The sequence below is a fragment of the Specibacter sp. AOP5-B1-6 genome (assembly GCF_052376555.1).
GTDB lineage: Bacteria > Actinomycetota > Actinomycetes > Actinomycetales > Micrococcaceae > Specibacter.
Genome location: NZ_JBQSVT010000020.1, coordinates 1 through 19,236 on the forward strand (window position 1 = coordinate 1; position 19,236 = coordinate 19,236).

21 protein-coding genes are annotated in these 19,236 nt (G+C 62.2%); 20 read left to right on the forward strand and 1 reads right to left on the reverse strand.

The window, feature by feature from the left end:
• The 6 genes from ACT3TS_RS11500 to ACT3TS_RS11525 form a co-directional block, all read left to right on the forward strand.
• Positions 1-1,089, forward strand: a 1,089-nt coding sequence (locus tag ACT3TS_RS11500; RefSeq protein ID WP_444531649.1) for an LPXTG cell wall anchor domain-containing protein, incomplete at its 5' end; no start/stop codon positions are given.
• A gap of 87 nt (positions 1,090-1,176) precedes the next feature.
• Positions 1,177-1,977: a DUF5819 family protein gene (locus ACT3TS_RS11505; protein WP_444531650.1), complete on the forward strand. Its 801-nt coding sequence runs from the start codon at positions 1,177-1,179 to the stop codon at positions 1,975-1,977.
• A 20-nt stretch (positions 1,978-1,997) separates the two neighbouring features.
• Positions 1,998-3,158 (forward strand): HTTM domain-containing protein, encoded by a 1,161-nt coding sequence (locus tag ACT3TS_RS11510; RefSeq protein ID WP_444531651.1) that lies wholly within the window; start codon positions 1,998-2,000, stop codon positions 3,156-3,158.
• Between the two features lie 356 nt (positions 3,159-3,514).
• Positions 3,515-4,180: a LuxR C-terminal-related transcriptional regulator gene (locus ACT3TS_RS11515; RefSeq protein ID WP_444531652.1), complete on the forward strand. Its 666-nt coding sequence runs from the start codon at positions 3,515-3,517 to the stop codon at positions 4,178-4,180.
• Between the two features lie 208 nt (positions 4,181-4,388).
• Positions 4,389-5,744 carry an ammonium transporter gene (locus ACT3TS_RS11520; RefSeq protein ID WP_444531653.1) on the forward strand — a complete coding sequence of 452 codons (1,356 nt, stop codon included), beginning with the start codon at positions 4,389-4,391 and terminating at the stop codon, positions 5,742-5,744.
• Positions 5,741-6,079: a P-II family nitrogen regulator gene (locus ACT3TS_RS11525; RefSeq protein WP_444531654.1), complete on the forward strand. Its 339-nt coding sequence runs from the start codon at positions 5,741-5,743 to the stop codon at positions 6,077-6,079. The genes ACT3TS_RS11520 and ACT3TS_RS11525 overlap by 4 nt, the downstream gene beginning before the upstream one ends.
• A 151-nt stretch (positions 6,080-6,230) precedes the next feature.
• Here ACT3TS_RS11525 and ACT3TS_RS11530 read toward each other — a convergent pair whose 3' ends face one another.
• Positions 6,231-7,754 carry a glucose-6-phosphate dehydrogenase gene (locus ACT3TS_RS11530; protein WP_444531655.1) on the reverse strand — a complete coding sequence of 508 codons (1,524 nt, stop codon included), beginning with the start codon at positions 7,752-7,754 and terminating at the stop codon, positions 6,231-6,233.
• Positions 7,755-8,061: 307 nt separating this feature from the next.
• Here ACT3TS_RS11530 and ffh point away from each other — a divergent pair, with 307 nt between their 5' ends.
• From ffh to ACT3TS_RS11600, 14 genes are all read left to right on the forward strand, one after another.
• Entirely contained in the window at positions 8,062-9,636 is a 1,575-nt protein-coding gene (gene ffh, locus ACT3TS_RS11535) for a signal recognition particle protein (protein ID WP_444531656.1), read from the forward strand.
• 374 nt (positions 9,637-10,010) lie between these two features.
• Positions 10,011-10,736, forward strand: coding sequence for an alpha/beta fold hydrolase (locus ACT3TS_RS11540; protein ID WP_444531657.1), 726 nt, complete (start codon positions 10,011-10,013; stop codon positions 10,734-10,736).
• Between the two features lie 32 nt (positions 10,737-10,768).
• Positions 10,769-11,281 (forward strand): GNAT family N-acetyltransferase, encoded by a 513-nt coding sequence (locus tag ACT3TS_RS11545; RefSeq protein WP_444531658.1) that lies wholly within the window; start codon positions 10,769-10,771, stop codon positions 11,279-11,281.
• Between the two features lie 55 nt (positions 11,282-11,336).
• A complete protein-coding gene (locus ACT3TS_RS11550) occupies positions 11,337-12,221 on the forward strand; it encodes a VOC family protein (protein ID WP_444531659.1) in 885 nt (294 codons plus the stop codon).
• A 57-nt stretch (positions 12,222-12,278) separates the two neighbouring features.
• Positions 12,279-12,731 carry a hypothetical protein gene (locus ACT3TS_RS11555; RefSeq protein ID WP_444531660.1) on the forward strand — a complete coding sequence of 151 codons (453 nt, stop codon included), beginning with the start codon at positions 12,279-12,281 and terminating at the stop codon, positions 12,729-12,731.
• A 699-nt stretch (positions 12,732-13,430) separates the two neighbouring features.
• Entirely contained in the window at positions 13,431-13,838 is a 408-nt protein-coding gene (gene rpsP, locus ACT3TS_RS11560) for a 30S ribosomal protein S16 (RefSeq protein WP_444531661.1), read from the forward strand.
• Position 13,839: 1 nt separating this feature from the next.
• Complete coding sequence (locus ACT3TS_RS11565) at positions 13,840-14,082, forward strand: RNA-binding protein (RefSeq protein ID WP_444531662.1); 243 nt, start codon at positions 13,840-13,842, stop codon at positions 14,080-14,082.
• 138 nt (positions 14,083-14,220) lie between these two features.
• Positions 14,221-14,805 carry a ribosome maturation factor RimM gene (rimM, locus tag ACT3TS_RS11570; RefSeq protein WP_444531663.1) on the forward strand — a complete coding sequence of 195 codons (585 nt, stop codon included), beginning with the start codon at positions 14,221-14,223 and terminating at the stop codon, positions 14,803-14,805.
• Complete coding sequence (gene trmD / locus ACT3TS_RS11575; RefSeq protein ID WP_444531664.1) at positions 14,805-15,602, forward strand: tRNA (guanosine(37)-N1)-methyltransferase TrmD; 798 nt, start codon at positions 14,805-14,807, stop codon at positions 15,600-15,602. The genes rimM and trmD overlap by 1 nt, the downstream gene beginning before the upstream one ends.
• Positions 15,603-15,870: 268 nt before the next feature.
• Positions 15,871-16,230 (forward strand): 50S ribosomal protein L19, encoded by a 360-nt coding sequence (gene rplS / locus ACT3TS_RS11580; RefSeq protein WP_444531665.1) that lies wholly within the window; start codon positions 15,871-15,873, stop codon positions 16,228-16,230.
• Positions 16,231-16,246: 16 nt separating this feature from the next.
• A complete protein-coding gene (gene lepB, locus ACT3TS_RS11585) occupies positions 16,247-16,906 on the forward strand; it encodes a signal peptidase I (RefSeq protein ID WP_444531666.1) in 660 nt (219 codons plus the stop codon).
• A 102-nt stretch (positions 16,907-17,008) separates the two neighbouring features.
• Complete coding sequence (gene lepB / locus ACT3TS_RS11590) at positions 17,009-18,016, forward strand: signal peptidase I (RefSeq protein ID WP_444531667.1); 1,008 nt, start codon at positions 17,009-17,011, stop codon at positions 18,014-18,016.
• Positions 18,016-18,699, forward strand: a complete 684-nt coding sequence (locus ACT3TS_RS11595) for a ribonuclease HII (protein ID WP_444531668.1) — start codon at positions 18,016-18,018, stop codon at positions 18,697-18,699. The genes lepB (ACT3TS_RS11590) and ACT3TS_RS11595 overlap by 1 nt, the downstream gene beginning before the upstream one ends.
• Positions 18,700-18,805: 106 nt before the next feature.
• A complete protein-coding gene (locus ACT3TS_RS11600) occupies positions 18,806-19,138 on the forward strand; it encodes a DUF2469 domain-containing protein (RefSeq protein ID WP_444531669.1) in 333 nt (110 codons plus the stop codon).
• Positions 19,139-19,236: the final 98 nt, after the last annotated feature.

The window sequence follows — 19,236 nt, forward strand, 5'->3', positions numbered from 1 at the left end:
AATGGTGCCGAGAACACTGCTGTGAACACTGGCGAGAACACTGCTGTGAACACGACTGACAACACCGCTGATAACTCGGCGGACAACAACACCGACCAGAGCTTTGAACTGGTTCCTGGCGTAGTCACGGTTGGTCAGGACTCAGAGGTATTGGGCGAGAACTACACGCCTAATGGCACGGTCACTGTCCAGATCAAGGACCGGGTAACCGGGGTGGAGACGGATCTGACCACGGATCTGGTTGTTGGGGAAGATGGCAGTATTGAGTACGCCATTGAAACCGGCGATCTCGCCCCGGGAACTTACAAGGTGACTGTCGTGGACAACACCACGGGCAATTCCACTACGCAGTACCTGGTTGTCAATGCACCAGACCTCCCTCTGGTCAAGGTGGACGTTACGCCCAAGACAGTAGTTAAGGGTGATGCCACGTTGCTGACAGGCAGCAAGTTCTCAGCTAATGAGACTGCGACTGTCGCAATTGCACCCGTCGGTGCAGGCGCAGAAACCGGTGGCCTTGCAGCATTCGCTGCTGCTGATTCCGAGCTGACAACGTTGACTGCCGATCAGCTGATCAAGGCTGACGGTACATTTGCTTTGCGCGTGGCCAGCACCAACCTTGAGTTGGGCGACTACCAGCTGGTAGTCACCGACAACAAGACGAGTGCCACGGACTCGGTAACGTTCACCGTAATCGCTGCTGGCGGAAATGCCTCGGACAACACGGCTGACAACGCTGCCGAGAACACTTCTGTGAACACCGCTGCGAACACGGCTGAGAATGCAAACGTGAACACGGCTGAGAACACGGCTGAGAACGCAAACGTGAACACGGCTGCGAACACGGCTGTCAACACGGCTGAGAACGCAAACGTGAACACGGCTGCGAACACGGCTGTCAACACGGCTGAGAACGCAAACGTGAACACGGCTGCGAACACGGCCGCCAATGGCACCAAGACCACCTCAGGTGGCAAGAAGCTGGCCAACACGGGTGCGGAGTCCTTGGGACTGCTCATCGGTGGCGGCTCGCTGCTTCTGCTGGGTGCAGCAACTATGCTGATTGTGCGCAAGCGCAAGACTGCATAATTAGTTAGACCCCGGCACTGCCCGGTGAACACCGCGTGGTTGGGGCCCATTTCTTTCAGGAGTGGGCCCCAGCCACGCATCACATTCTTGGTTGCCGCATTCCCGGCGGGCGACAATATTATAAGAAGGCATTTTGTGAAAATTCGACGCATTGGGCGACTCTCCACCGTCGTCCTGCTCATTGGCGGATTGCTGGCAGGTGGTCACCTGGCGGCAACATTGGCTTTTACCGGTCCCCAGACAGCCCTGAAGCAATCCCTTCAGCCTGCTTTGAGCAAGTATTTTCTTGGACCTCTGGATCAGGGCTGGAGCCTCTTTGCCCCGGGCCCGTACTCCCAGGATGAGAATTTCCTGATGCGCGGTTGTCTGAGTTCCGCCGAGGTCTGTGCCAAGGGTGCAAGTGCTGGTGCCGAGTTTTCAGAATGGCAAAACATAACGGCCGATGAATTGGCGTCGGCCAAGTTCAACATCTTTTCGAACCGGGAGTCGAAACAGTCCCGCGCCATTCACGGCCGGTTCTGGTCCGCGGCGGACAAACTTTCGGACAGCCAAACGAAACTGGCACAGGGAAACCACATAGATGGAGAAGCTGTTTTTGGTGTAGACCTGAACTCGCCCGAGGCCACCAAAAAGTTCAACCCGAGCCAGCTGAACACCTTGAAGTCTTACCAGCGACTCGAAGACGTGGCCGTTGGATTCGCTTCGCTGAAAGCTGTTGAACTGTGGGGTGGCAAAGCCTCGCTGGTCGAGGTCCGCATGCGCCGAGACCCCGTGACCCCCTTCGAACACCGCGATAACGAAGGCGGAAAGAAAAACTCCAACTTCATGAATATCGGTTGGCGGGATGTCATGACATTTGATGAAGACACCACGGCGGCCTGGAAATGACAAAGCAGACACTAAGCGAAATGAACGCCGAACCGGTGTCGTCCACTGCGGTGCAGACGAAAAATGACGGGTCCCAGCAAGACGACACCCCGAAGAAGCCGGCCACCATCCGTGGCTGGGTCACCAGCAACCGCTGGGGGCCGGTGAAACTGATCAACCTGGTTCTGACGTGGTTCACCAGCAACCGCCACGCCGACTACGGCCTGGCCGTGATGCGCATCGCCTCCGGCACGTTCATCCTCGGCTGGCTCGTCCTCAATATTCCAGTGGCCGCCCGCATCTGGGGCCCCGGTTCCGCCTACTGGGACGGCTACCGTGAAATTCTCGGCTACCAATGGCCGTTGAACCTCCTGCGTGACGCCGGCAGCGGCCCGTTCTGGCTTTGGTACGTCGCAGCAATTCTGTTGAGCATCGCCTTCGTGTTGGGCTGGCGCACGCGCATCATTACGCCATTGCTGTTTGTCTTTTACGCCGGCATCGTCGCCCAGAACACGCCGATCGCCGACGGCGGCAACTACTTCATCCGCATCATGCTCATCTACCTGGTGTTCGCCGACGTGTCCCGCCGCTGGTCACTGGATTCCCGCCGTCGTGCCCGGAAAAACCTGCAGGAGCACGAAGCCGCCACCGTTCTGCACAACCTGGCCCTGTGCCTGGTCATCGGGCAGCTGTGCCTTGTCTACCTCGAAGCCGGCCTCTACAAGGTCCAGGGCACGCTGTGGCAAAACGGCACGGCCATGTACTACCCGCTGCAGTCCGAGGCATACGGCGTATTCCCCTGGATCTCGGACCTGGCCACCCACTTCACCTGGGCCGTGGTGCTGGTGACCTACTTCAGCGTCCTGGTCCAGGTCGCCTTCACCTTCATGCTGTTCAACAAAATAACGCGCCGGCTCGCCCTTCTTGGCATCCTCGCCATGCACCTGGGCATCGCCGTGCTCATGGGCCTGCCGTTCTTCTCCGGCATCATGGCCTCGGCCGACGCCGTACTGGTGTCCGGGGCAACCTGGGTGTTGATCGTTGGCTGGCTGGGCCGCACCGGCCGCTCCGTCATGGGCCGCCTGCCCTTCCCGTCCAGGACAAGCACGACGGCGGATCACCCACCTGCCGCCGGAGCCGGCGCTGACGCGTTGGACCCGGAGGGCGCCGGGACCGCCCCCGAATTGGACAAGGTTTCATAGTTCCGCCCGCTCCGAATTCACCCTGCGATTCCGGCAAAGTGGTCTGCGAAAATTCAGACCGCTTTGCCGGAGCTGTTTAACGCCGGACGGGTCGCCCAACGCTGCGGCTCGGTAGCTGTCCGGCCGATGTCACGTAGTGGCTCGGCTAAGTCACTTAGCCAATTGGCCAAATATTGTGAGCTACAATGGTAAGTGCAATTCGGGGTGAATTGCAGGGTTAACAATGTTCATTTGTTGTGCCCGTCGTGCAAGCGGCAACCACCTGAGAAGTTGTTATTTCAGGAGCCAGTGGGGACTGGTTTGTGACATTTTCTTTGACATCAACAAAGAGAATCTCGTTTGGGGGGAGTAACACGATGAATATTGATTTTGCAGTAAAAACCGCAACGCTGCGGATGGCCGTGGTGGGGTGTGACTACGTCACCGGCCTGGGCCTGGCCCAGTTGCTGAGCCGTGCAAATTTTATCGACATGGTGAAAAGCGCCGCTGACTCCGCAGAGCTGCTGGCAGTGATGGAGAACGCGCCTGTTGACCTGGTCCTGGTGGATGCCGGCATACGAACAGAATCGCTGGCCCATGCGTGCAGGGTCTTGAGCCGTACGGCAGAGTCTCCAACCGTCGTCGTCATGGGTGACGTTCCCTATGACATGGCCGAGTCGCTCGTTTTTGAGGGTGTCAGCGCAATCTTGAATCATGGGCTGTTGGCAGAGGATCTCCCTGTCGCCCTGCGCATGATCCATCGTGGCGGGGCACTCCTGTTGAGCGACAGTGCGCGTGAAGCCATCATGGCACGCAACAGCACTTTCAATCCCAACCACCGCATCCGCTACGACAGCCTCAACGCCAGGGAACGCGTGGTCGCCCAAGGCGTCGCCGAAGGCATGACCAACGGTGAACTTGCAGTGTCGATGCACATGAGCGAAGCCACGGTTAAACTGCTGGTCTCCAATGTCATGAACAAACTGGGAGCCTCCAACAGGGTGCAGATCGCCGTGGTCGTCACCAAGGCGCGCGTAACCTGACCCGTCTGAAGCCCCGCCACGCGTGGGCCGGGAAACATGCCGGAAACACGATTGCAGCGCCAAATTAACCAGGGGGCCGCAAATGTAACGCCGTGGAAATCTTTTCCGCGCCGTCACGAAACACGCAGGTCCCAACATTGTAAGAGTCCACATTGCACAGCCCCGAAGAAGCGGCGCGCAGCATCTCTTTCAACGAAAGGCCAGCCCAATGAATACTGGCGATACAGCTTGGGTCCTTGCCTCAGCAGCTTTGGTGCTGTTGATGACCCCAGGATTAGCATTTTTTTACGGTGGCATGACCCGGGCAAAGGGCGTGCTGAACATGATGATGATGAGCTTCGGTGCCATCGCCGTGGTCGGCGTACTCTGGGTCCTGTTTGGCTACTCGGCAGCATTCGGCACCGACGTCGGCGGCGGATTGTTGGGGAATCCGTTCGAAAAATTGGGTCTCCAGGGTGTCCTTGACACTTCAGACAGCATGCCGCTGGTTGGTACCATCCCTGAGATCGCCTTCGTAGGCTTCCAGGCCGTGTTTGCCATCATTACCGTCGCACTTATTACAGGTGCAATCGCAGACAGGGCCAAGTTCGGTGCCTGGTTGCTTTTCGCGGCCATCTGGGTCACCGTTGTCTACTTCCCGGTAGCTCACTGGGTCTTCTCCTTTACCGAAGACGCTGACGGCAACCCCACAGGCGGTTGGATCGGCCAGGGGTTGGGCGTCATCGACTTTGCCGGTGGTACCGCTGTTCACATCAATGCCGGCGCAGCTGCACTGGCACTGGCCCTGATCTTGGGCAAGCGGAAGGGCTTCGGCAAGGATCCTAGTCACCGCCCGCACAACCTTCCCTTCGTTATGCTCGGCGCTGGCCTGCTGTGGTTCGGCTGGTTCGGATTCAATGCCGGTTCCGCTCTGGGTGCCAACGGTCTTGCAGCTTACGCTTGGATTAACACGCTTGCCGCACCGGCTGCTGCAATCTTGGGTTGGCTCTTGGTTGAGAAGCTTCGCGACGGTCACGCCACCTCGCTGGGCGCCGCCTCGGGTGCCGTTGCCGGCCTTGTTGCTATCACTCCCGCCTGCTCGGCCCTCACCCCCATGTGGTCGATGGTGCTTGGGCTGCTCGCCGGGGCCGTCTGCGCCTTGGCGGTTGGCCTGAAATACCGCCTGGGCATTGATGACTCGCTCGACGTCGTTGGCGTTCACCTCGTCGGCGGCATCGTCGGAACCTTGTTCATCGGCCTTGCTGCAGATCCCAACTCGCCGGCGGCCGGTCAGGGACTGTTCTACGGCGGCGGGCTCGAGCTGCTTGGCAAGCAGGGCATCGGCGCCTTCGCCGTCATGCTCTACTCCTTCATCATCGCCTATGTGATCGGCTGGATCATCAACAAAACTGTCGGCTTCCGCATCTCCAACGAACACGAGGCTGCAGGCATCGACGTCTCGGTCCACGCAGAGTCCGCCTACGATCTCGGCGGCCGCAACTCCGGCAGCTTCCACCCCCTGCTGGAGAAACTCCCTGAGGCCTCCATCGAATCCCGCACGAGCGAAGCAAAGGTTGACGCATGAAACTCATTACGGCAATCATCCGGCCCGAACAGCTCGACGACGTCCGCGGCGCCCTTGAAAGCTACGGCGTCCAGGGACTGACTGTCAGCGGCGCCCATGGCTACGGACGCCAGCGCGGCCACACCGAAATCTACCGCGGCGCCGAATACACGGTTGACCTGCACGCGAAAATCCGCATTGAGGTCCTCGCCACGGACGAACAGGCCTACGACCTGATGGACATCATCGTCGCCAGCTCCAACACCGGCAACGCCGGGGACGGCAAGGTGTGGCTGGTCGAGGTGTACGAGGCCGTCCGCGTCAGGACAGGCGAGCGCGGCGTCGCAGCCATCTAAATCGTCACCATGAAACGGCTGGGCCCACGCACCCTGGGTTCCCTGGCCGGGCTTGCGACGTTAGGGAGGGTGTGGGGCGGCGCCCGGGTTGGCAGGACAGCGAACCCGGGCGCCGCCGTCGTCCATGTCCGACACGGGCTTACTGCAACGGTCAGTCGCTGCTCGTGGTCCAGTCCGCCGGGCCGTTGGTGCCGGCCGCATATTCCTCCATGGGAACGTCGTTGGACTTCCAGGCAGCAAAGGCGGGTTCAACGATTCGCCAGCACTCCTCGGCCGTGTCGCCGCGCACCGACAGCAGCGGATCGGCGCTGAGCACGCCGTCGAGCACTTCACCATAGGGCAGCAGCGGGTCGCTGGCCAGTGCAGCCTCGAGGTGGACGCGGTCAAGGGTGAACAGGTCGCCCGGGCCGTTGACATCCAGGTCAAGGGTCAGGGTTTCCGGGCCAAAGCCAATGTGCAGGCGGGTGGGGGTGTCAGTGCCCTTGAAGCCAACCGGCAGGTGCGGCACCGGCTTGAACGTCACGACCGCTTCCTTGCGTGAGCGTCCGAGCGCCTTCCCGGAGCGCAGGATGAACGGAACCCCGGCCCAACGCCAGTTGTTCACGTACACCTCAACCTCGGCGAGGGTTTCGGTGTTGTTGGCCGGATCCACGCCTTCCTCGTCGACGTAGTTGGGCACCTTCCGGTCGCCGACGGTGCCCTTGGTGTAGCGGGCCCTGCGGGAGTGGGTGGCGACGTCGCCTGAACCATCGGGGCCGACCGTTGTCGCCCGCAACACGGCGGCCAGGTTGGACCGGACATCGTTTTCACCCAGCGTTGCAGGCGGTTCCATGGCGATGATGGCCATGATTTGCAGCATGTGGCTTTGGATCATGTCGCGCCCGGCGCCGGCGTGGTCGTAGTACCTGGCCCTGTTCTCCAACGTCAGCGGCTCGTCAAAAATGATTTCCACCTTTTCAACATGGGCGCCGTTCCAGGAATGCTCCAGGAGCCGGTTGGCAAAGCGCAGCCCCATGATGTTCAGGACGGTTGACTTGCCCAGGAAGTGGTCAATCCTGTGGATGTGATCTTCGGGAACCAGTTTTGCCAACGTGGCGTTGAGAACCTCAGCCGACTTGGTGCTTGAACCAAACGGTTTTTCCATGACCAGGCGGGTGCCCGGCGGCAGGTCCTTCTTCGCCAGCATCTCGCACGCCTTCTGGCTCACTGCCGGCGGCAGCGCGAAGTACAACGCCACGGGCCCCTCAACTTCCTTGAGGAGTTCGCCCAGTTCGCCCTTGGCGGTGACATCGAGCTGGTGGTAGCTGCTCTTTTTCTGGACCCGTTTGAGGTCCTTGATCCCTGCGGGGGTCGACACGCCGCCGGGGGAGAGCGCGTCGGAAAAACTGTCATCGAGCCGGTCCTGCCACTGTTTGGCCGACCAATCGTCGCTGCCGGCACCAACCAGCGCCAGCCCCGGCGCCCGGCCGGAAGCAATCAGCCGGGCCACACCGGGCAGCAGCAACCTGCCGGTGAGGTCGCCCGAGGCGCCCAAAATTACGAGAGTCTTGATCCGCTCGCCGGAGCCGTCCACCTCGGCCGGGGTCCCGGCGTCGTGCTTGGCTTTCGAGGCTTTCCGCGAGGCGGCAGTCTGGGTGGCGGGGGACGGGCTGGAGGCTGCAGTGGTTTTAGTCACGTCCTCAGCATGCCACCATCCGGCAGTTTTTTCTCCCCTCCGGGCCCGGTGGCTGAGATGTTTTGGTTCCGGGGTTTCTCCCGTGGCGCAATCGGCAAAGTTGGGCGCCATGTGCAGCGAAGGGCCCCGGCAGTTGGTACCCTTGATAGTTGAGTCCCTCAGGAAAGGGAGTGGGAGGGGGCCAAGTGCCCCGTTCCGCCGGTCTCATCCTGACTAACGTAAATTGCCGCGCCTGCATGCGCGGCCAGGTCTTCGGGCCCGGCCGCGCGGGCGTTGGTTATTCCCTGACGAAAGAAGTACGCGGCGCGTGTTCAACTCACTGTCTGATCGGTTGACAACAACCTTCAAGAACCTGCGTGGCAAGGGCCGGCTGAGCGAGGCCGACGTCGATGCCACAGTCCGCGAGATCCGTCGCGCCCTTTTGGATGCCGACGTTGCCGTGCCCGTGGTGCGTGAATTCACCGCCAAGGTCCGCGAACGCGCGCTCGGCTCCGAGGTCAACGAGGCGCTGAACCCGGCGCAGCAGATCGTCAAGATCGTCAACGAAGAACTCGTGGCCATCCTCGGTGGGGAAACCCGCCGCATCAACCTGGCCAAGAACCCGCCAACCGTCATCATGCTGGCCGGTTTGCAGGGTGCGGGCAAGACGACCCTGGCCGGAAAGCTGTCGAAGTGGCTCAAGGGCCAGGGACACAGTCCGCTGCTGGTCGCCGCAGACCTGCAGCGTCCCAACGCCGTCAAGCAGCTCCAGGTCAACGGTGAGCGCGCAGGCGTCCCCGTTTTTGCCCCGCACCCCGGCGTGTCCAGCGAATTTGAATCCGCCACCGGCGACCCCGTGGCTGTTGCCCTGGCCGGTCTGGCCGAGGCCAAGTCCAAGCTGCACGACGTCGTCATCGTTGACACCGCCGGCCGCCTGGGCATCGACGCCGAGCTGATGAAGCAGGCCGCGGACATCCGCACCGCCATCAACCCCGACGAAGTTCTCTTCGTCATTGACGCCATGATCGGCCAGGACGCCGTCAACACGGCCCAGGCGTTCAACGAAGGCGTCAACTTCACCGGCGTTGTCCTGACCAAGCTCGACGGCGACGCCCGCGGTGGTGCCGCCCTCTCGGTGGCTTCCATCACCGGCAAGCCCGTCATGTTCGCCTCCACCGGCGAGTCCCTGGACGACTTTGAGCTGTTCCACCCGGACCGCATGGCCAGCCGCATCCTGGACATGGGCGATGTGCTCACGCTCATCGAGCAGGCTGAAAAGAACTGGGACAAGGGCGAAGCCGAGCGGATGGCGAAGAAGTTCGCCGATCAGGAAGACTTCACCCTCGAGGACTTCCTCGCCCAGATGCAGCAGATCCGCAAAATGGGCTCCATGAAGAAAATGCTCATGATGATGCCAGGCGCCGCCAACATGCGCCAGCAGCTGGAAAACTTCGACGAGCGAGAGATCGACCGCGTCGAGGCGATTGTGCGTTCCATGACACCGCACGAACGCGTTGCCCCCAAGATCATGAACGGCTCCCGCCGCGCCCGCATCGCCAAGGGTTCCGGCGTCCACGTTTCCGAGGTCAACGGCCTGCTGGAACGTTTTGGCCAGGCCCAGAAGATGATGAAGAAGATGGCACAGGGCGGCGGCATTCCCGGCATGCCCGGTGTTGCCGGCCCCGGCGGTTTCAACAGCGCCCGCAAGGGCAAGCAGGGCCCGAAGAAGAAGGCCCGCTCCGGCAACCCGGCCAAGGCTGCCGCTGAATTGAAGGCTGCGCAGGAAAAGGCCAATGCGCCCAAGTCCCTGCCCACCGGTGCGTCATTCGGTGCCGGCGCCGAGGACTTCGACCCGGCGAACCTGAACCTGCCCAAGGGCTTCGAGAAGTTCCTGGGCAAGTAGCGCTCAGCTCAACTGCGTTTCCGGAAGGCCCCATTCTTCGTCAGTTACGACGGCGGATGGGGCCTTTCGCTGTGCCGGGGCCTTCGCCGTGTGGTCCAGCCGCTGTGCCGTGCGCCGCAATCCTGCGGCGGCTTCGCTGCTGCGAATCCGCACAAACTGCGTGATTATTGCCTCGAATTTGCGCCCCGGATAGTGTTCTTTGGTGATCCATCGCGTGTTGGCGGTAGGGGAAGGCCGCACCATTCATACACCACAATTTGCGGCAGGCTCAAGGTTGGCCGCCCGGGGAACTGTCGCCACATCTCCGCGGTGGGGACCGAGTCGGGTGCAGGTCCATTGCGCCTCTTGTCAGGGGCGTCCGGTAACCTGCATGAATGAGTAAAACCCGGATTGTGTTTGTGCACGGCATGGACGGCTATGGCGTTGCAGCCTGGCCGGCCCAACACCGCCTGGCCGGGAAATACGACTGTCTCTTTCTCAAACGGACCGGTTTCGACGCCGTCGAACCTCCCAAGCCAACCGACTTTGCCGCCGACGCCCGCATCGTGATCGACGCCCTGGGTGCCGGTGGACATGTCGTGGCCCACGCCCAGGGCGCCATCGCAGCCATGATGGCGGCCGTGCTCCGGCCGGATCTGGTCCGTTCGCTGGTCGTGGTTGAGCCGCTGCTACTGTCCCTGACCGCCGAGCTGGCCGCCACGGCCGCGCATTCCACGCAGGTCGCGAATCTGCAGGCCCGGTCGAAAGAACTGACGGACAGGCAATTTTTGGCCGAGTTCAACACCTTGATGGCCGTGACGACCGCGCCCAACACCGAACCCTTGGGCCGGTTGGCGACACGGGCCAGGCTGCAACGGCCGTCCACCGAGGCTCCGCTGCACATCATTCCCGGCGTTCCCACCACCGTGATCACTGGCGGCTGGGAGCCGCTGTATGAAGAAGTGGCGCAGTATCTGGACACCACGGGCGCGCGGCACATCATTCATCGCAGCGGCCACCGCCCCCAGGACACCGCGGAAGGCGCGGCGCTCATCGAGGAACTCATTGCGACCGCCGAAGCGGCCGCCGAGACAGGGTCCGCGAAGACGGACCGACCCTGATGAATGTCCGGTGCAGCCGATAGTCTTCTTGCATGCTTGAAATACGTCCGGCCGCGTTGAGTGAGTTTGCGCTTTTGCCGTCCATCGAGGCCGACGCCGACGCGGCGTTTGAAACGCTGGATCCACCCATGAACATTTCTGAGTTCCCGCCAGCGGGCACGGCCGCCGACTATGCCTCGGCCTTCCACATCATGGTTGCCGGCAGGCCGCCCATGGCTTTCGTCCGGCTGGAAATCGTTGATGGCCGGGCCCATTTGGAACAACTCGCGGTCAGTCCCGACTATGCGCGGCAGGGCATCGGGCGCGCACTTGTCACCGCAGCAAAGGCCTGGGCCCGGGAAGCCGGATTCAGCTCCATGACGCTGTGCACCTTCGCCGAGATTCCCTTCAACGGCCCGTTCTATGCCAGCTGCGGCTTTGCCGAAGTTGCGCAACACAACCTGACGCCCAGGTTGCTTGCCCTGCGGGAGGAAGAAACTGGGCGGGGCATGGATAAGCTGGCCCGGCGCATTGTCATGGAAGCCAAGCTGCCCGCCAAGGAATAACTTGAAGCTTCAACTAGTTACGACTAGCATGAACACAACGAACCTTGGAGAAAAAATGACCGCGCAACAAGACCTGCTGTCCGCCGACCTCGCCATGGGCACCGTGATGCTCAAGGTCGGCGACATGACAATGATGAGCAACTACTACCAGAAGGCACTCGGCCTGGACATCGTTGCCGAAGCCGACGGCGGTCAGTACCTGGGCCGCGGCAGCACCCCGCTGGTTCATTTGCAGCCCGCCGGCGGACTGCACGTTCCTGCGCGCGGCGAAGCCGGTCTCTTCCATACGGCGCTGCTCTTTGACGACCAGGCCGCCCTTGCCGCCACCGTCGCCACGGCCGCCCAGTACAGTCCGCAGGCCTTCGCCGGCAGCGCCGACCACCTGGTGTCCGAAGCCTTCTACTTCACCGACCCGGAAGGCAACGGCATCGAGCTCTACTGGGACCGCCCCCGCGACGCCTGGACCTGGAAAAACGGCGAGGTCGAGATGGCTTCCCTGGCGCTCTCGCCGCAGCAGTACCTCGAGCAGCACCTGACCGAGGCGTCCGTCACCGGGCAGCGCCAGTCCGGAGCCGACGTCGGGCACGTCCATCTGCAGGTTGGCGACGTCAAGACCGCAGAGCAGTTCTACGTTGACACGCTGGGCTTTGAAAAGACCTCCGGATTCCACGGCCAGGCCCTGTTTGTTTCGGCCGGCGGCTACCACCACCACATGGCCATGAACGTGTGGAACAGCCGCGGCGCAGGCCCCCGCAAGGATACGCTGGGCCTGGGCGAGGTGCTGATCCAGCTGCCCAAGGCGGACGACGTCGGGGCCCTCCAGGCGCGGTTGGCCCACCACGGCATTGCCGTCGCCAATACCGGTGCCGAGATTCTCTTCGACGATCCGTGGAAGAACCGGATTCGGGTTAGTGTTGGTTCCGGACAGCCGGCCAGGTAAAGCGGCTGGCGCCCCGGACGCCAAACGGCCCGGAACCTCAACTTGAAAGGCTTATGCGTGGCCAATTACTCAGAGTTCTTCATCGCCGACCACCACCAGGCCGTCGCCCGGGCGAAAGCCCGGATGACAGGAAAATCACCCTCCATCGATGTGCCGGTCCTGCCGACGCCCGGCCTGAGCGATTTTGAGATTGAAGTGCTGGGCGAGTTTGCCGTCAAGAAGGTTCACGCAACCGGCGTCGCCGCCGAGCTGAGCCTTGTCGACATTGAACTCGACACGCTGTTTGCCGTTCCCGATGCACTCCTTGAGGTCTTTGCCGAGCTGAACGCCCCCGAGGACCCGGAGGACGTTGTGGACCTGGCGGCCGAATGGGCCGCCGCCGAGGAAATGGAATCCACCCCCGAGGTGACCGAACCGCTGCTGCGGGCCCTGACCGCAATGTCGGCCGCAGCCCTTTCGGCCGCCGAGGAAAACGCCAAAATGAGCTTGTTCTTCTACTCCGCCGAATAACGACTGGGCTCAGGCCGGCGGAGCGCCTACGGGCGCCAGGCTGGCCCGAACCAGGCTGGCCCGAAAATGGTCCCGTTCCTGCCCAATGATCCCGGACTTCCGGCTTCACTGGGTGGGGCGGGATCATTTTTGTGTTCGTCGACAATTGTGCAGCCGGCCGTCTGCGCCTGACCCGGCCGTCTGCGCCGAAAATGCCCCCAACCCGCTGGTGTGCGGAGCCTGTTTGGCGAAGGTGACCCAAACTCGCGAAATAGGTGATTGTTGTGGGTCATTTCTCGAGTTCGGCTCATATTCGGCGAACTCCCCAATTAATATTGCAGCTGAAGCGGGACGGCCAGCGCAAAAGTGCAGGAGCGTCGGGGAAAACACCCCATTATCCGCAGGAGCGTTTGGGGCGGGCGGGATCAGTTTGCCACTGCCACCGTGGGTCCCGCCGCGCAACCGCCGCGCAACCGCCGCCGGGCGTCGTCGAACGTCCGGGAAACCGCCGGCAAAGTGGACGTGGCGGACAACACGGGGGAGGGGAGTCGTCACACGTCGCACGGGACAAAGTTTTTCTGGCATAATGGACAGGTACTCGATCCGCGTGGCCCCTCTCTCCGCGTGTAGGTCCTGTCCTTAGAAATCCGTCGAACGGCCCGCCCCACGGGAGCGTGACACGGGATTCGCCCCTTTTTCGAACCAGGAGTAACCACAAAAGTGGCCGTAAAGATTCGCCTTAAGCGCTTTGGTAAAATGCGCGCACCGTACTACCGCATCGTCGTCATGGACTCACGCGCCAAGCGTGATGGCCGTGCCATCGAAGAGATCGGCAAGTACCACCCGACCGAACAGCCTTCATTCATTGAGGTCAAGTCCGATCGTGCCCAGTACTGGCTCGGCGTCGGCGCACAGCCGTCCGAGCAGGTCTTCAAGCTCTTGAAGATCACCGGTGACTGGCAGAAGTACAAGGGCATCAAGGGCGCCGAAGGCACCTTGAGGACCAAGGCCCCGAAGGAAGCATTCGTTGCTCCCGAGGCCAAGAACGTCGTTGTCAAGGAAGCCATCACCAAGAAGGCCAAGAAGGCCGACGAGGATGAGACTGCCGAAAGCACCGAGGCCGAGTAACTTGTTGGCTGAAGCGCTGGAACACCTGGTCAAAGGGATAGTTGACTCTCCCGAAGACGTACAGGTGAGCGTCAAGAACAACCGCCGCGGGGAATCCCTCGAGGTGCGCGTTCATCAAGACGACCTGGGCCGGGTTATTGGCCGACAGGGCCGCACCGCCCGTGCTTTGCGCACAGTGGTAGCGGCACTGGCCAACGGCGAACCGGTGCGTGTAGACGTCGTCGACACCGACCGCCGCCGCTAACCTGCCGCCCGGAGGCTCGAGATCCGTTCGCGGAACACGTAGTTTTCAGCAGTAAAGCCAAACGTTTGGCCCCGGCACCATAATGGTGACGGGGCCAAATCTTTTCCCCATCAGTTTAGAAAGTATTTAGGAGCACTCATGCAGGTTCAGGTTGCCCGAATTGGCAAGCCCCACGGCATCAAGGGCGAAGTGACGGCGTTGGTCCTCACCGACGCCCCCGATTCCCGGTTCGCCGTCGGCGCCGAGTTCGTCGTGGAGCCGGCAACGCTGGGCACCCTGACCGTCAAGAGCTCGCGCTGGAACAAGGACATCCTGCTGCTCGGCTTCGAAGGCACCACCACCCGCAACGACGCGGAACTGCTGCGCGGCGCCACCTTGTACTTCGAATCCGAAGATGACGAGGACGACGACGCCTGGTACGAACACGAGTTGCTGAACCTTGAAGTTCGGGTCGGCAAGACGAAGGTTGGCAAAGTCACCGGGCTGCGCACCCTGGCCGTCCAGGACCTGCTCATCGTCGAGGACAACGACGGCGACGAGGTGCTGGTCCCCTTCGTTGACGAGATCGTTCCCGAGGTGAACATCGAGGACGGCTACGTGCTGCTGACCCCTCCGGCAGGGCTCTTCACCGTGAACAAGGAGTCGGCCGAAAATGACGAGACCGGCGAGGCGGCAGACCTGTCCGGCACCGGCACGGCTGGTACGGAAGGAACGCCCGAATAATGCGTTTTGACGTCGTCAGCATTTTTCCGGAGTACCTGGCACCCCTGGAGCTGAGCCTCATCGGCAAGGCCCGCACCGAGGGGCTGCTGGAGCTTGTCGTCCATGACCTGCGCAGCTACACCGCCGACAGGCACCGCACGGTCGACGACACCCCCTACGGCGGCGGCGCCGGCATGGTCATGAAGCCGGAACCTTGGGCGCAGTCACTCACCGACATCGCCGCAGCCACTTCCATGTCCGACGGCGGGAAGCCCACCTTGATCGTGCCGTCGCCTGCCGGGGAAGTGTTCAACCAGCAGCTCGCCTACGAACTGGCAGCGGAAGAACACCTGGTCTTTGCCTGCGGCCGTTACGAAGGCATTGACGAACGCGTCCTGGAATGGGCCGCCGATGACTACATTGTCCGCCCCGTCAGCCTGGGCGACTACGTCCTCAACGGTGGTGAGGTGGCTGTCCTGGCCATGGTGGAGGCCATCGGCCGGCTGATCCCCGGCGTCGTGGGCAACCCCGAATCCCTCATCGAGGAATCACACTCGGACGGGCTGCTGGAGTATCCCGTCTACACGAAGCCTTCCAGCTGGCGCGACCGCGACGTTCCCGAGGTGCTGCTCAGTGGCAACCACGGCAAGATCGCCAAGTTCCGCAAGGAGCTGCAGTTGCGCCGCACGGCCGACCGCCGCCCGGACCTGATCGACGCCCTGGACGTCTCCAAGTTCAGCAAGACGGACCGGAACGTGCTCTGGGACCTGGGCTACGCCGTCGTCGATGGCAGGGCAGTCCGCCGCGAGGGCGAATAAGCCGCGTAGGCGAATAAGTTGTGATGAAGCAGGCGCAGCCGCGGTGGCGGCTGAATTAGTTGTTGGGTCGCGAACTGTGGCAAAATGAGTGCAAGTGCCTACTGGGCGCGTTCCTGCCACAGGGGGAGCGTTAGTCAACAGCGAGGCGCACCGGTGATCCATCCGAGATATCCGGTCCAATCTTTCGATTTCCATGACTGGCTTTATGCCGTCCATGAAAGTCGTGACACAAAGTAAATGACCTGTGGCGTTTACCTGGAGTGAGAAAATGCATCTTCTCGATTCTGTTGACGCAGCCAGCCTGCGCAGCGACATCCCCGCCTTCCGTGCCGGCGACACCCTCAATGTTCACGTGAACATTATTGAAGGTTCCCGCTCACGTGTCCAGGTTTTCAAGGGCTTCGTCCTTGGCCGCCAGGGCGACGGCCTCCGCGAGACCTTCACGGTCCGCAAGATCTCCTTCGGCGTCGGCGTCGAGCGTACCTTCCCGGTACACTCCCCGGTTCTGGACAAGATCGAGGTAGTCACCAAGGGCGACGTTCGCCGCGCCAAGCTGTACTACATGCGCAGCCTGCGAGGCAAGGCAGCAAAGATCAAGGAAAAGCGCGACAACGTTCCCGCCAAGTAACAAAGGGAATCGCACTTTGACTCAAGCGAAACGCCAGTCCAGGAAACTGGGCTGGCGTTTTGTTGTTGTGGCAGTGGCCGTCATCTTTGTGTTCCTGGCGCTCGTGCGCAACGTCCTGGCGGACGTGTACTACATCCCCTCGGGCTCGATGGAACCGCTGCTGCTGACCGGCGACCGTGTTTTGGTTTCCCGATTGGCCTTTGCCAACCACCCCATTGAACGCGGCGACGTGGTCGTGTTCGACGGCAGGGGCTCCTTCACGCCGCTGAAATCGGGTGCGGGCCCTGTCGCGGACGCGGTTGTTGGCACCGGGCAGTGGCTTGGGTTGGTGCCCAACGACCATATTTACGTCAAGCGCGTGCTGGGCGTTGCCGGCGACACCGTCAAGTGCTGCTCGACCGGCGGACTCCTGGAAGTCAACGGCGTTCCCGTCACTGAGAGTTACCTGCATCCCGGCGACAAGCCCAGCGAGTTGAAGTTCGAGGTGACCGTCCCACAGGGTAAATTGTGGCTTATGGGTGATCACCGGAGTGTCTCGCTGGATTCACGCTCACTGCTGGGTGCCCCCGGCGGCGGTTTGATCTCCACCTCGAGGGTCATTGGTTCGCCTCTTGCAACTGTGTGGCCGTTGGGGCGGCTGCACTTGATCGACAGTGATGGCACGGCACTGCCGTAGTTGTGGTGCCGTAGTTGTGGTGCCGTAGTTGTGGTGCCGCAGTTGCCGGCAGCGGTGCGTCCGAGAATTGTTTGACCTGACTTTGCTAAGGAAAATACGTTGATGCAAGAAAGTGTGCCGGGAGAGTCCGACGGCGTCGAGCCCCACCATGGCGGCGCCCAGGAATCCTCCGAGGAGCAGGCGCGGCAGGACCAGCGGGCCCGCCAGGTGAATGCCGGCGTCGACAATGCGAACGCGAACGCGAACGCGGACGGCAGCGGCGGCGGCGAGGCCCCCACCGACGGCGAAGAGGCCCCCACCCGGGCCGGCGCCTCGGGCAGGAGCACCGGCAGCCACGGCGGTAACCACGGCGGCAATCACAGCGCCAACAATGGCGGCGGCACCGGCACCGAGCGCTTCGGCCGGCAGGCCTGGGCGTGGGCCAAGGAACTGCTGACCATCATCGTCATAGCAGTTGTCCTCTCATTCTTGATCAAGACCTTCTTGTTCAGGGCCTTTTTTATCCCCTCCGGGTCGATGGAAAACACCCTGCAAATCCAGGACAGGATCTTTGTGAACCTGCTGGTGCCCGAACCATTTGCCCTCAAACGCGGCGACGTCGTCGTGTTCGAGGACTCCCAGGGCTGGCTGAAGCCCGAACCTGCCAGCGACGGCCCCATCGGCTGGGTCGGCGACGTTGCGACCTTCATCGGCCTGGCACCGGACAACTCCCAGCAGCACCTGGTCAAGCGCGTCATCGGCCTGCCGGGGGACAGGGTCATGTGCTGCAGCGCCGACGGAAAGCTGACAGTCAACGGCCAGCCCATCACCGAGCCTTACCTCTATCCCGGCGCCGCGCCGTCGGACACCCCCTTTGACGTCACAGTTCCCGAGGGCCACCTGTGGGTCATGGGCGACCACCGCAACAACTCCCAGGACTCCCGCTACCACAACGTCGCCAACCACACCGGATTCGTCCCCATCGACGATGTTGAAGGCAGGGCCGTGGTCGTGGCCTGGCCGGTAACCCACTGGGGCATCCTGGGCAACTACCCCGATGTTTTCACCGACGTTCCCGCCCCCTCCAGCTCAAGTGTTGGTTCGCAGCAACACGTGCCGGCGGGCCAGTAATGGCCGCTGCCGCACCCACCCTTGACTGGGAGCGCGAACTCGTTTCGCAGGGGTACCAGGTAGTTGCCGGCTGCGATGAAGTGGGCCGCGGATCGCTTGCCGGGCCCGTCAGCGTTGGTGTGGTCATCATCCATGCAGCCACAGCCACGGAACTGCCCGGTGTGAAGGACAGCAAACTGCTGCGCATTCCCGTGCGTCAGGCACTCGTTCCCGCCATCATCGACTGGGCCGAAGCAAGTGCAGTGGGGCATGCCGAAGCGCATGAAATTGATTCCGTGGGCCTGGTGGGCGCCCTCCGCCTGGCCGGCCAGCGGGCCATGGCCCGGGCCGCCCAGGCGCTGATCCCGGACTTTGTGATTTTGGACGGCAACCAGGACTGGCTGTCTGAACCGGTGCAGGGCGACCTGGACTTGTTTGCCGCCGCGCTGCCACCGGCACCCGCCGCACCCGCCGCACCGTGGCGGATCCAGACGCGCATCAAGGCCGACCTGACCTGCCAGTCGGTTGCCGCCGCCAGCGTGCTGGCCAAGGTTGAACGCGACGGCATCATGAGCGGGCTCGCCGAACACTTTCCCGCCTTCGGCTGGGAGTCCAACATGGGCTACGGCACTGCGGGGCACCGGGCCGCGATTGCCGAACTCGGCCCCACCGACCACCACCGCAAAAGCTGGCGTCTGGTCTAGTTTCAACCGCCGCCACGTCGCTGCTTCGGCCTTGGCCACGGCGCCGCTTCAGCCGCTGCTTGCGGGGCCGTTGGGTAAGTGGGCCCTCGTGATGGATGATGGAAGCATGAGCGCTGAGGATCTGGAAAACTACGAAACCGACATGGAGCTGCAGCTTTACCGCGAATACCGTGACGTGGTGAACCTGTTCAGTTACGTGGTTGAAACGGAACGACGGTTTTATTTGGCCAACCACGTGGATTTGCAGGCCCGTTCAGCCGACGGCGAGGTGTACTTTGACCTGACCCTCCAGGACGCCTGGGTCTGGGACGTCTACCGCACGGCCCGCTTCGTGAAAAACGTCCGCGTCATCACCTTTAAGGACGTCAACGTTGAGGAACTGATCAAGACCGACGACCTGCAGGTCCCCAAGGACAGCCAGCTCGGCCCGCTCGGCTGAGCCACCCGCCGCTTGGGTGGGGAAAACTTAAGGATGGACGACGGCGGAACTCAAGTTCCGCCGTCGTCCATTTCCTTGCGTCCCAATCTGCGTTGAAC

What these genes read in the sequence shown, in the direction of transcription:
- ACT3TS_RS11600 (WP_444531669.1), top strand. Translation starts at nt 18,806, where the DNA reads ATGAGCGCTGAGGATCTGGAAAACTACGAAACCGACATGGAGCTGCAG.
- ACT3TS_RS11545 (WP_444531658.1), top strand. Translation starts at nt 10,769, where the DNA reads ATGCTTGAAATACGTCCGGCCGCGTTGAGTGAGTTTGCGCTTTTGCCG.
- rplS (WP_444531665.1), top strand. Translation starts at nt 15,871, where the DNA reads ATGCATCTTCTCGATTCTGTTGACGCAGCCAGCCTGCGCAGCGACATC.
- ACT3TS_RS11510 (WP_444531651.1), top strand. Translation starts at nt 1,998, where the DNA reads ATGAACGCCGAACCGGTGTCGTCCACTGCGGTGCAGACGAAAAATGAC.
- ACT3TS_RS11595 (WP_444531668.1), top strand. Translation starts at nt 18,016, where the DNA reads ATGGCCGCTGCCGCACCCACCCTTGACTGGGAGCGCGAACTCGTTTCG.
- ACT3TS_RS11515 (WP_444531652.1), top strand. Translation starts at nt 3,515, where the DNA reads ATGAATATTGATTTTGCAGTAAAAACCGCAACGCTGCGGATGGCCGTG.
- lepB (WP_444531667.1), top strand. Translation starts at nt 17,009, where the DNA reads ATGCAAGAAAGTGTGCCGGGAGAGTCCGACGGCGTCGAGCCCCACCAT.
- ACT3TS_RS11550 (WP_444531659.1), top strand. Translation starts at nt 11,337, where the DNA reads ATGACCGCGCAACAAGACCTGCTGTCCGCCGACCTCGCCATGGGCACC.
- ACT3TS_RS11520 (WP_444531653.1), top strand. Translation starts at nt 4,389, where the DNA reads ATGAATACTGGCGATACAGCTTGGGTCCTTGCCTCAGCAGCTTTGGTG.
- ACT3TS_RS11540 (WP_444531657.1), top strand. Translation starts at nt 10,011, where the DNA reads ATGAGTAAAACCCGGATTGTGTTTGTGCACGGCATGGACGGCTATGGC.
- trmD (WP_444531664.1), top strand. Translation starts at nt 14,805, where the DNA reads ATGCGTTTTGACGTCGTCAGCATTTTTCCGGAGTACCTGGCACCCCTG.
- rimM (WP_444531663.1), top strand. Translation starts at nt 14,221, where the DNA reads ATGCAGGTTCAGGTTGCCCGAATTGGCAAGCCCCACGGCATCAAGGGC.
- ACT3TS_RS11525 (WP_444531654.1), top strand. Translation starts at nt 5,741, where the DNA reads ATGAAACTCATTACGGCAATCATCCGGCCCGAACAGCTCGACGACGTC.